The following is a 12,078-nucleotide window of genomic DNA, read 5'->3' as shown; positions in this document are numbered from 1 at the left end:
GAAATCTTATAAGCCTTGCAAATTCAACCTGCATAGCCCGCTTAGCTTATTGTATAAGATTTCTCCTCGTTCCTCGTTCGAAATGACAATCTTATTTAACTAAAATTGTCTACATTTAAAATATGTGGAATCACAATTACTACGTTTATATTACTACTAATCCCCGTAAAACAGTATTATATATTGGAGTAACAAACGACATAAGTGTACGTGTTCTACAGCATCTCGAAAATAAGGGCACCAACAAATCTTTTACAGGTAAATACTACTGTTATCATTTAGTTTATTACGAGCATTTTACCCACATGAACATGCCATTGCCAGAGAAAAGGAAATCAAAAAATGGCGTAGAGAAAAGAAAGATGCATTAATAGAATCAACTAATCCTACTTGGACCTTTTTGAATGATACCGTGATTGAATAAAAAAATATCATTTCGACCGCAGGGAAAAATCTTATACAAGATCCTAAGCGAACTATGCAGGTCAGATTTGCAAGGCGTATAAGATTTCTCTTTCGCGCCAACGCTCATTCCCTCCCCTTGCTCTATCGAAATGACAATGCGGTTAGCGATCCGCCACCGTACTATACAAAAACACCGCCGATTCACCCAAAATAACCTGATCACCTTCACTAAGCGGGTGGCCTATCTGGGTTGAATTAAGCTTGATCATTTTACCATCGGCGGCTATATGGATCTTGGTTTTGTTGCGTGGTGGAACACCGCCCTCGTCGGCGAAAATCATGAAACGTTCGCTTTCATTATCCCATTCAATGTGAGCGTGCTGCCTGCTGATGTATTTATTACTTTCGTCCTTGCTCTCACCCGGAAAAACCAATTGATTAAGCCTGAACGAGCCATTTTCGGTGACAGCTTTTTTGTCTCTGCCAATGTTGAGCTTAGGATCGGCAGCTTTGATCTGGTATTCTTCTTTTTCGGCCTCGCCACTCAGGATACGTAAATAGGCTGTGAAGGAGGCTGCATTATGAGCGACCTGCTTGCGGGTGTTCATGACAAAAGCCACATCCAGATCATGCATTCTTTTAGCATCTGCCGGAAACTGCTCTGTAAATTCAACATCAAGCGTCCAGTCGGATGGTAGGTTGATAGCAAAATCGTCGGCTATTTTTTGCACCTCGTTTTTGAACAGCTGTTTGTCGTGCACATAAACCGCCCCTTCGTAAATAGGTTTATCCTCGTTATCGGCAGCTATAAAAAGCTTCAATTCTTTAATATGGCCGCCCTCTCCGCCTTCTATTTTCTGTAACGATTCTTTAACGAAGCGCAATATCGCTTCACGTAAGCTTTTTACATCCCAGGGTTGCTTTTCGCCGCTTCTTTTAAATAAACTAAATGCCATTTGCTCTTTCCTTTCTGCTTAAATACTATTCTTCGGTGGTGGTTTCCGCTTCCATGCTTTTTATGTAACCCTTCTTTAACAGGAATGGTATCACATGGTTCCCGGCCAAATGCACCGCGTCTGATGATCCACGGGTAGATTCAACACGGATACAAACTACTATATAACCGCTGCCTTTTTCTTTTGGTGCAAAGAAAACATACCAGCCATCGTTAACACTTTGGTTCCTGACAATACGCTCGGGCGTACCGGTTTTACCCGCAACCTTTATCCCTAATATAGGTGTTTTAGGCGCGCTTTGCTCAATCATGTATTGTTTTAGCAAAGCCGCGTAACGCGGATCATCGGCCAGTTTGATGCCGCCTTTTACATTCACTGTCGAGTCGGCAATTTTAAGCGCATACCTGTTAGGCATCAATACACCGCCATTGGCTACGCCCGATACTAATCGTGCCACTGCTGCGGGAGTAGCAATCAACTCGCCCTGCCCCCAGGCCATGCCCGAAATACCCTTTGCCCTTGTTTTATGGATATTGTTAGGATCGTACCGTGGCTTGGTATTAAACTCGGTTTTACGCCATAAAATGCGCCATTTATCTTCCTGAGAGACGTTTAGCACCGGTTTATTATAATAGTAACCACCTACTCCATGCAAAAACATACCTGTTTTAAGATATAGCGTGGCCATGTATTCTTCAAGGTGCTCCTGGTTGGCCAGCTTAATAAAGTAAACGTTGTTTGATTTGGCGATAGCCCGTTCCATCGTGATCATCCCGGTTTCATCGGGCTCGATACCTTTGGTACGGATCCGCTCTTCGGTGCTTACGTGATACTGTACTTCAGCAGCGGCTATTCCCAATTTATTAAATGCCGACATCGCCGTTAAAACTTTAGCTGTTGAACCAGGCTGACTGGCATAGGTAAAGCCCAGATCGGTAGTGGTTAACCAGGTTGCCAGTTTATTCTGATCGGCAAGGGGCATAGTAAGCTGATCCCAGTTGTGCACAGGCGGCAATGGATATTGTGCGGATGTAAGTACATCGCCGGTATTGGATTCAACAATCACAACAGAAACCCGGTTATCATACAACGAAGTGTCAGACGCTATAGATTGCTGGATACTGGTTTGCAGATCGGCGTCCATAGTAAGCTTTACATCGCGGTTCTTATTTTTAAACGCTTCCACTTCAGGGCCATTAATATCGCTGATCAGCAGATTGGCTAATGCGCTATAATCTTTTTTAGCTACGGTCATTTCCTTCATGCCGCGGGGCAAAAACCTGTCTTCCTGGTAGCGTGATGCCTTAACGTTATAATTGGTAATAGGCATATGGAATCCACGAAGCTCGGCGGCGTGTTCATATTCGGCAAAGTAACCGTTGGTACTGCCATTAAACACTCCTGTATTCTGATCTCCCGTCCAGAAAAACATTTGTTCTTCAAAAGGATAAAACCTGTCCAAACGCTTGTGCATAGCCGAATCCAAATCATAGTGCAGCATACCCGAGGCGCTTAACTTATTCTTTTGTTTTTCAATAAGCTCGGGCTTGCTTGTAGCCAGGATAAGTCCGTTACGGTCGTAAATAGTACCAGCCTGTAGCCTGTTCATCAAAATAGCGATACGCGGGTTATAGCTAAACATACGTAAACCGCTTTTATCGGCAACTAAAGCAGGTTTTACAACCCATTGTTTATTATCAGTTGTATAACGCGAAACATTGGTTACCAACAATACCACCCCGGCCAATGCAGCCGCCAATGCAGGCACCAGGTTTTTATCCTGTTGTTTGGTGATATAATCCATTTGCACCGCTGTGCCCCGTACCGATGATACCGACAACAGGAAGCCTGCCGCCAGCAGGTTTATTACCAGCGATGAACCACCATAACTTTCAAATGGCAGAGAAACCCCCGATAGCGGTAATGCACCGATAGAGCCCCCCGCAATCAGTAAAAACTGCACAAAGGTACATACTCCTATGCCTGCGCTGAGGTAAAATAACAGGGGCATCCCCGTTTGCCTGCCTATGATTATAGACCGGTGCAGATACAATAAAAACAAGATAAACACGGCTGCCATACCTGCCCACCCAAATTCTTCGCCGATGGATGGCAGGATCATATCGGTATGTGCTTCTGGAATTGTTTTGGCGAAGCCCTGCCCTACGCCCTGCCCGCTTAAACCGCCGCTGGCCATAGCCCAAAGACCGTTGGCTACCTGGTCGCCGCCATACACTTCGTTGTTCCAGGCATCCTGCCAAATGGCTTTACGTTCAACCAAACGTTCCACCGGGCCTGGGATAATTTTATCAAGACCAGGAATTTTATCTATGGTTAAAAACGCGGTGATCACCACCAAAGCCATAATAGCCGATTCGCTCAATCTCCTGCGTCTGAAAAACACAACGCCGCCAAGCGAGCAGAATGTAATAAGCGCACTAAGCCACACATTATCAAAAAACCATGTGGTAAGCACAAACAGCACCACAAAACCCGCCATGTACAGGAAATCGCCCCGTGAAAACGAGAACAGGATAATGAAAGTGAAGCAAATTACCATGGCCGGGCCCAAATCGCCCAAAACCAAAAACAGTAACAACGTTATTATGGTAGCGATAAGCGCGAACGAAAAGAACGACCAACGCTTGCTCCAACTGGCGTACTGACTGATAAATTTCTCGTTAGTGGCAAAAAATCCCGCAAGGAAAATAACAATAAGATACTTTACAATTTCACTCGGCTGAAAACCCAGCAGGTTAACTTTTACCCCGCTACCTTCCGGGCCAGATCCAAATAAAATGGTAGAAAAAAGTATAGCCATTGCTACAATAGCCCACGGCCAGCCGTTGGCCGCGCTCCTGCTCCATTTAAAAATAAGCAAACGGTAAAAGCCTGAATCCGGATTGAGCTTACGCAGGTTAAACAACTGAATAATACAGATGCCTGCTATACCTATACCAAGATAAATAAGCGTATCCTTAGCCAAAAACCTATCACGCAGTGGGTCCTGCAGACTTAAAAGGGTAAGGAATGAGATACCGGTGAGCATCATGATCAGCGGTAAAATGATCTGATCGGCGTTTGGATACCGAGCACTGAGCAATAAGTGTACGATGATAAATCCGGCAAAAAAGCTACCAGCTATAATCCAGTACCACATATTAAACTCATCCTGGTAACGTACTATGAACGCACCTTCTTTTTTGAGGATATTAAAATCGCGGGTAGAGAGCAACTTGATACTATGTGGTGCCTGGCTAAATTTAAAGCTTACATCTTTATCCAACTCGTCAATGCCTTGCGAGCGGCCAAATTCAAAACCGGGTTGCATCGGCAACACCGAAAATGCTTTTCCTGTTGGCAATTGGGCAAATACAAACCGCCCTTCGGCATCGGTACGGGCAAAGGCTGTTAGTGACTGCAGTACTTTCTTTTTCTGATCGTTAAGCACATACAGTTTTTTATAGGATGAGCCATTTTCTGAAAAAGAAGTTTTCGCCCCGGTTTCCTCATCGCTGAAAATGCTGTCACGAGGCAATATCATAGTCAGTTTCACCAATACGCCGGGTACGGGTTCGCCTTTGTGGGCTATCGTTCCTTTGATGCTGTATTCGCCGAGGTTGAGGTCTGTTTGGGCACCCAAAGATGGCGGATTCTTTAATTCCTGCTCAAAGCGAATAGAGTCATCGCCGGTATAGCCTAAAAGCGTACGGGAAGTAAGTACACGTTTCTTAAACGTTTCGCCGCCTTTTTCGAAAGCTTCATCGGCATTTACATAATATTTGCGTTTGTTGAGTTCGCCGGTATTATCAACCAGGTCGCCCGCTGTTTTACGGGAAGCGATTACCGATTCAATGTAATCCACATCTCGCGGATCATCAAAATAGTAGCCTTTTTTTAATAACGCTTTTACATTTTGAGCTGTATTGGGCGAGTTAAGGTTTACAATGGTACCATCTTTCAGGCGTTTATCAACATCGGTAAACTTAAGTTGCAGCACACTGTAAAGCCTTACAAATAAAACGGCCAGCAGTATGCCTGTAAGCAACAGGAACAGCCGCTCCATTCCTCTGCCGGGTACTTTTGGTTTTTCCTGGGCCATTTATTAGTGGTTAGCTTTAGTTGGGACAGAATCAGTTTTGAACATACTGCCAAACAACCTGCCTGAGATATATTTTTTATTGGGGAACAAGTACGATACCTGTACCGGTGTTAGACAGTTGTTAAACTGCACATTTTTTAAAACCAAAGCATCATTATGGGTTACGATAGCTGTGGGGAAACCATCAAAGGCTACACTATCAAGCACTACATATTTACAATTTGCAGCCAACACAATAGCAGGCCCCTTATAGGTTGAATCTTTTTTAAATATGATTGCGCCCTTGGTTTTGATGTAAAGACTATCCTTGTTGATATGCAAGGTATCGCTTAGTACAATAGGCTGCTGAAAATCTGCCGCCGAAAGTAATAGCGTATGGCCTTTTAATTTATTGATGGTATCCTGTAGCTTAAGTTCTACTGCGTTTTTCACCGGCTGCGCCACCAGTGTATCTGTTTTTTTAGGGATAGCAGCCTGATCGGCGTTCTTCTTAAACTGCCAGATAAATCCGCCTAAAAAAATAAAACAAAGCAGGGTGAGTATGGCTACTGTACCGCCATTGCTTTTGGTTTTCACTACAGGTTCTGGCTCCTCCTGCTTCTTTATCGGCGCAGGAACTATTTCTGGCTGTTCTATCGTTTTTGCAGCAGCTACGGGCTTAGTGGCACTGTGTTGTTTGCGCTCTTTATCATTATGAACCAAAACCACGGTCACATTATCTTTGCCGCCCCGGCTATTGGCAGCATCAATTAGTTTTTTTCCTTTTTGAGGAAGGTTATCACTGCTGGTGAGAATATCGGTGATCTTACTTTTATCAACCAGATCGGTGAGACCATCGCTGCAAAGCAAGAGGATATCCCCCGGCAAAAACGGCGAGCTACCGGTTTCCACAAAATCAGGATCTTTACTAATCTGTCCTGCAAAACCAAGTGCCTTATTGATCTCGTTGCGTTTGGGATGATCCATAGCCGCTTCTTCGGTCAGCCTGCCGGAATCTTCCAGGAAGCCAACAAAAGAGTGATCTTTTGAGATCTTGATCAGCGAATAATCCCGTAGCAAATACAAGCGGGTATCACCTACATGGGCATAGTAAAACTTATTATTGATCACATCAACAACGGCCAGCGTAAGCACACAGGCCATGTTTTCAAGATCTTTATTCTGTACCTTTTCATCATAAATACGCTGATTGGCAATGGTGAACGTATTTACCAGCAACGGCACAATATCGCCTGCTATGTATTGCAACTGCTCCAGGATGGTGGCGCGGGCAATTTCGGCGGCTATTTCACCACCGGCATAACCTCCTACCCCATCAACCACACAGGCTATGATAAAATTACCATCGCCCGATTTTTCGGCAATAAAGGCATCTTCATTGTTTTGCCTTTGCTTACCGGTATCTGTTATCCCGAAAAAATTATTTGCCATGGTTTTAACTGGATTTTTTTATGTCGATAAAATGAGCTACCAATAACAGCACACATACAGCCAGCAGCCCTATTGATAATATTTGTGACATTATGGTTCGGGTTTAAATATGTTGATACCTACTATACCGTTAAGCAAGATCCTGGAGTTGAACGGCAGCTCCACCCATTGCGGCGAGTTTACATCGCTCCCGGCTACCTCCAATTCATTGATCAGCGTACGTTCACCAAATGATGCCAGGTAAAACTTACCATCGGCTTTATTTAGCCTGATGCGGAGGTGCGGCGTATTTACCCATTCAGACGGCACTTTGAATACCGCCTGTTCGTCCCTTTCCTCGTCCTCGCCGGATACTACGATATCGTCGTCCTTTACCAGGTATTCTACCTTGCGGCCAACAAATTGCTTATCGGGCATAATAGTTTCCAAACGGGCCAGCACCTTGGTTCCGGGCTTGCTTACCTCTTTTTCGTTATAATGCAGATCGTTAGCGTAAGGCAATTCGTAATAGCCCTCGCTGTAATAAGTGAAGCCTTTTAAAACATCGTTGCTGATATCAAGCGTTTGGGCAACACCTGTTTGGCGGGGAATGAAAGTAACCCGCAGATTTTCTTCTTTTTTATTGCTTGTGCCAGGCAGTAGCTTGCCTATAAAGCCTTTATCGCCACGTTTGTAATCGGGATGGGATACCAGCCTGAATACCCATTTTGAACTTGAAGGTTCTACCTTTTTGCCTACTTCCTGGTATTCGCGCAGCAGCTCATAAAACTTCTTTACCGACTCGTTAACAATAATACCGAACAGGCCCGATCTGTTATTCACAAAATCCTGGTAGTCTTCCTCATTAAAGCTGATGATAAACTCATGGTAAAAAACTACCCTATCGGCAAAAGATAGCTGTTTGATTGACTCCTTGAACTTTTCGATGATGTACATATACACGTCATCGGGCGTGAGGGCTTTTATTTTAACGGCCTCTTCATTTACTGGTTTTCCGTTGGGCAAAAACCAGTCCTGCAGGCCAATTCGTTTCCAAAAAGTTGATTTAGGTTCCATGCTGTATTTGCTAAATCATTAAAAATTTAAGTTAGAAGTATCCGCTCTTTTCACGCTGTCGCGGTAAAACTGGGTATCCTGTTTTTGTTGTTTTGCACGCTGAATATTGCGCAATATCGAATCGGCAGTTGAATCCACTTCGGGCGGGATATTGCTTTCATCCCTAAAATCATTTGCTTTAGGTTCCTGCGCAACAGAGTCTTTCTTTTCGGGCAAAATAGTTTTATTATTTGCAGCTGAGTCGGTCTGTTTTTTTGAAGGTTTAAACAACCTGTTCACCACACCATGATAAATGCGGCCACCAAACTTATCCATCACCACTGCCGAAAACACGGTAAAACCGCAAAGCAGTATCATGAACAAAACAAAGATAGGCTTTGACATTCGCACAGCTTTATTATCAACCGGCGTATTGTTAATTACTGGTGCCGGTTGTTTGTTTTCGTTTTCCTGGTAATATAAAACAAGGCCTTGTAAACGTTCGTTCTCCTTTAATAAAACCTCGGTATTCCATGATTCATCAGGATGAGTTGGACTGATAGCGCCGATGCTACCCTGCATTAAAGCTTCCTGAAGCTCGATGCCATTGGCATACCTGTTACTAACATCCTTTTGCAAACATTTTGCAACTACCTTTAATAACCAGGCCGGAACCTGCATTTGCATTTCCTTTTGTTCTTCCGACCAGCTTTCGGGCAGGTTTTTGCGACGCAATTCCATTACATCAGGAACTTCTGCCTCCATGTGGGCCAGCATCACCGCGGTACGGGCAGTTTCGCCATTATCTTTTAACGGGAAAGGCACCTGGCCACCTATCAATTCATACAGGATAATACCGTAGCTGTACACATCAGTTTGGAAATACATCAAGCCCTCGTTTTGTTCGGGGGCCATAAATTCAATAGCCCCGGCATGACGAATACTGGTACGGCGCTGATCATCAGACATAGCAGAAAGGCCAAAATCAAGCAGCACATAGTTACCGGTGTGTACGTTGAATTTTACGTTATTGCTTTTGATATCTCCATGCTTTACCGAAACCTTGTGGCAGTGCGATAAAGCGTTTGCCAGCTGATCGGCCAGTTTAATGATCTCTTTAATATTGAAGATGGCCTCATGAGGAGGTTTCAACAAATCTTCCAGATCGGGACCATCAATATATTCCATTTCGATAAACGGGAACGAACCGCTTTCGGTAATACCCGAATTAAGGATCTTAACCACATTGGGGTTAGGCTCTTCGTTTACCTTTTTTAATTTTTCGACCTCATTCTGGAAATTACGAAAATTTTTATCGTCGGTACTTTCGGTATGAATAGGTGTTGGCAGGAGTTTTACCGCGGTAATTATAGGCCCATAACGGCGACCTTTATAAACAGAGCCCTGACCGCCCGTTCGTAAAGCCCCCATGTTTTCCAAACCTTCGGTAATAGTAAATACTTTGCTCATTGAGTTATACTTGGGGAATGAGTATTCGTGACAAATATTAAAAACTTTTTACTCAACATAACGCAGGCATTAGTGTTTGGTATAAAAATATAAAAAAATAACCGCTGATTAGGGTGATTTCGTTGATTACGCTGATTAAGAATTCTGTCTGAACTCGAATTTATCGAATTTAAAGAATGGAAAGAATGCTTAGCAAATTCAATAAATTCCCCTAATTCGATAAATTCGAGTTCAGACAAAAATCATGGTTCCTTATTGAACAATTATCTCATCCACCATCAACCATGCCTTAGCGCCCGGAATGTATTCTCCTGGCGGGATAATGCCTTTGTTTGTTGCTTTTACCCTGATGTAACGTGCCTGCTGCGTTTTTATGTTTGCCCTTACCGCGTTGACGCTATTATCCGGAAAATCTGTTTGCCGGTAAACCTCGGTGTAGTTAGTACCATCTGCCGATACCTCAAAGGTTAGCAGCGTTGGTTCCCACATTTTTTGCCAGTGGTATTTTAATATATTGATTCCCAATTTCGATACGCTTTGCGCTGAGCCCAAATCAACAACGGCTTCCAGATCATCCCCACTGAAGCCGTACCACTGTCCATCATTATAAAGCTTACTGCCGAAAACACCGTTTACCAAACCAAATGTATTGCCGGGATTATAGCCCCCCTGCGGCTGGTTTTTAAGTGTTACCGTTTTGCCAATGGCCTGATGAATAGTAAACGATTTTTCATAAACGCGCCCAACCTGTTTATCCTTCATAAAGACTGCAGCCTTGATCGCTCCGGTTGAAGCAACAGTGATGGGGCCGTTGTACTCTTTGGCATTCACCCCAAGTTCGGTGCCATCTGTAGTATAAAATATTTTGGCACCTGGTAAGGTGGTATGGAGATTTAAGGCTACCAGGTGATCTGCTGTTTCGGTAACAGAATCGGTGATCTCGTCAAATACCTCGGCAGCATTTATATTCAGATTGAGTAACGGTTGATGATACCTCAGTCGTTTTAAAAAGTCATCATAGTTTTTGTTTTCCTTAGAGCTCCAGGCTACTTCGGCCAAAGCCAGCATCCGCGGAAATAACTGCCGCTCGGCCTGTGCCGGACTGGCCATGTACTCGCTCCAGGTATTGGCTTGTACGCCTTTGATATATTGGGCTTCCTCACCACTGAGCTCACTGGTTATCGGTTCGTAATTATATACTTTGCTTAAGGGTGTATAACCGCCACCCGCTAATGGCTCGGCAGCATAAAGCGACTGGTAATAGTCCAGGTACACGTATTTTTCGGGCGTCATGATGGCTTCATGATGTTGTTTGGCTGCGGCTATACCACCCTCCTCACCCGTCCAGCTCATTACGGTTGCGCCGGGTGTAAGTCCGCCCTCCAATATCTCGTCCCAGCCTATGATTTGCCTGCCTTTACTGTTCAGGTATTTTTCCATACGGCCGATGAAATAGCTTTGCAGTTCCTTTTCATCCTTCAGGTGTTCGTCCTTAATACGTTTTTGACATTTAGGGCAGGCTTTCCATTTGGTTTTAGGGCATTCATCGCCGCCAATATGGATGTATTTTGAGGGGAACAGGGGCAACACCTCATCCATTACTTTTTGTAAAAAAGTAAAAGTTTCATCATTACCGGCACAATACACATCATCAAAAATCCCCCAATAAGTGGCGGCTTTATACGGTCCGCCGGTACAGCCCAATTGTGGGTAAGCGGCCAGTGCTGCTAATGCATGGCCCGGCATTTCAATTTCCGGGATCACGGTGATATGTCTTTGTGTGGCGTATTTAACAATATCTTTTACTTCGTCCTGTGTATAGTAGCCGCCATAGCGCTTACCATCAAACCTGTGCGGACTATCTTTTTTATGACCAATGATAGTTTCATCGCGGTAAGCCGAAACACTTTGCAGCAAAGGATATTTTTTTATTTCGATGCGCCAGCCCTGATCATCAGTGAGGTGCCAATGGAAAGTATTGATCTTGTACAATGCCAGCAGGTCTATCCATTTTTTTATGGTCTGAGGATCGAAAAAATGGCGGCTTACATCAAGGTGCATACCGCGGTAGGCGAAACGGGGGTAATCGGTAATGGAATAGCCTTTAACTGTTATTTTATCTTTACTGATATCCAATAATTGAATAAGCGATTGCAAGCCATAAAAAACACCGGCCTCGTCATGCCCGGTGATGGTTATTCTATGAGGTTTAACCTCTAAGGTATATCCTTCAGATTGGCTAACGCGTTTCGGATTGAGCTGAAGCCACAAATTTGATGCGGCCATCTTGTGATTTACAAATGGCGTATTCTCATGAATATCTCTTACCAAACGTATATAATCCCTGAAAAAGGTAACGTTATTTGCATTTATGCCTGGCCCTAAACCAATTTTAAATTCCCGGGGGAATACATAGGTTGTGTTGTCACTTTTTATTTTGACAGGCTGCGGTATAATGCCCTGTGTTCCGGTCTGCGCTTTACCTGGCAAGGCGAAGCCGATACACAACAGAATTAGAGCAACGATTTTTATGGGTTTGCGCAAGGGTAAGTTATAACTGATCATCAAAAGTAAATGTAAAACCGAATATACTTTTTTTGATGATGGAAAGGGAAGAATCTCGTTAAAACGTTTTTTGTAGAGACACGTTACATGCGTCTTACAGACAGGTACGGTATA

Annotated in this window: 7 protein-coding genes; 1 reads left to right on the top strand and 6 read right to left on the bottom strand. The window is 43.8% G+C overall.

Going from position 1 to position 12,078, the window contains the following annotated elements:
- The first annotated feature begins 122 nt into the window (after positions 1–122).
- Complete coding sequence (locus DUL71_RS04000) at positions 123–371, top strand: GIY-YIG nuclease family protein (RefSeq protein ID WP_244228695.1); 249 nt, start codon at positions 123–125, stop codon at positions 369–371.
- A gap of 195 nt (positions 372–566) precedes the next feature.
- On the opposite strand, the gene DUL71_RS03995 is transcribed toward DUL71_RS04000, so the two are convergent.
- The 6 genes from DUL71_RS03995 to DUL71_RS03970 form a co-directional block, all read right to left on the bottom strand.
- A complete protein-coding gene (locus tag DUL71_RS03995; RefSeq protein WP_114936837.1) occupies positions 567–1,361 on the bottom strand; it encodes an FHA domain-containing protein in 795 nt (264 codons plus the stop codon).
- Between the two features lie 25 nt (positions 1,362–1,386).
- The gene (locus tag DUL71_RS03990) at positions 1,387–5,463 is read right to left on the bottom strand and encodes an FtsW/RodA/SpoVE family cell cycle protein (protein WP_114936836.1); all 4,077 of its coding nucleotides are present in this window, start codon (positions 5,461–5,463) and stop codon (positions 1,387–1,389) included.
- A 3-nt stretch (positions 5,464–5,466) separates the two neighbouring features.
- Positions 5,467–6,894: a PP2C family protein-serine/threonine phosphatase gene (locus DUL71_RS03985; RefSeq protein ID WP_114936835.1), complete on the bottom strand. Its 1,428-nt coding sequence runs from the start codon at positions 6,892–6,894 to the stop codon at positions 5,467–5,469.
- Positions 6,895–6,984: 90 nt separating this feature from the next.
- Positions 6,985–7,950 carry a hypothetical protein gene (locus DUL71_RS03980; RefSeq protein ID WP_114936834.1) on the bottom strand — a complete coding sequence of 322 codons (966 nt, stop codon included), beginning with the start codon at positions 7,948–7,950 and terminating at the stop codon, positions 6,985–6,987.
- Positions 7,951–7,968: 18 nt separating this feature from the next.
- Positions 7,969–9,399, bottom strand: coding sequence for a serine/threonine protein kinase (locus tag DUL71_RS03975; protein ID WP_114936833.1), 1,431 nt, complete (start codon positions 9,397–9,399; stop codon positions 7,969–7,971).
- A 252-nt stretch (positions 9,400–9,651) separates the two neighbouring features.
- On the bottom strand, positions 9,652–11,964 hold the full coding sequence (locus DUL71_RS03970; protein ID WP_114936832.1) for a glycoside hydrolase family 20 protein: 2,313 nt from the start codon (positions 11,962–11,964) through the stop codon (positions 9,652–9,654).
- Positions 11,965–12,078 lie beyond the last annotated feature (114 nt).

The organism is Mucilaginibacter endophyticus (genome assembly GCF_003351025.1).
GTDB classification, from domain to species: domain Bacteria; phylum Bacteroidota; class Bacteroidia; order Sphingobacteriales; family Sphingobacteriaceae; genus Mucilaginibacter; species Mucilaginibacter endophyticus.
Note: the sequence above shows the minus strand (reverse complement) of the source record. Positions and strands in the feature narration are given on the sequence as shown.

Coding starts and splice junctions, on each gene's coding strand:
- DUL71_RS04000 (WP_244228695.1), top strand. CDS start 123: ATGTGGAATCACAATTACTACGTTTATATTACTACTAATCCCCGTAAA.
- DUL71_RS03995 (WP_114936837.1), bottom strand. CDS start 1,361: ATGGCATTTAGTTTATTTAAAAGAAGCGGCGAAAAGCAACCCTGGGAT.
- DUL71_RS03990 (WP_114936836.1), bottom strand. CDS start 5,463: ATGGCCCAGGAAAAACCAAAAGTACCCGGCAGAGGAATGGAGCGGCTG.
- DUL71_RS03985 (WP_114936835.1), bottom strand. CDS start 6,894: ATGGCAAATAATTTTTTCGGGATAACAGATACCGGTAAGCAAAGGCAA.
- DUL71_RS03980 (WP_114936834.1), bottom strand. CDS start 7,950: ATGGAACCTAAATCAACTTTTTGGAAACGAATTGGCCTGCAGGACTGG.
- DUL71_RS03975 (WP_114936833.1), bottom strand. CDS start 9,399: ATGAGCAAAGTATTTACTATTACCGAAGGTTTGGAAAACATGGGGGCT.
- DUL71_RS03970 (WP_114936832.1), bottom strand. CDS start 11,964: ATGATCAGTTATAACTTACCCTTGCGCAAACCCATAAAAATCGTTGCT.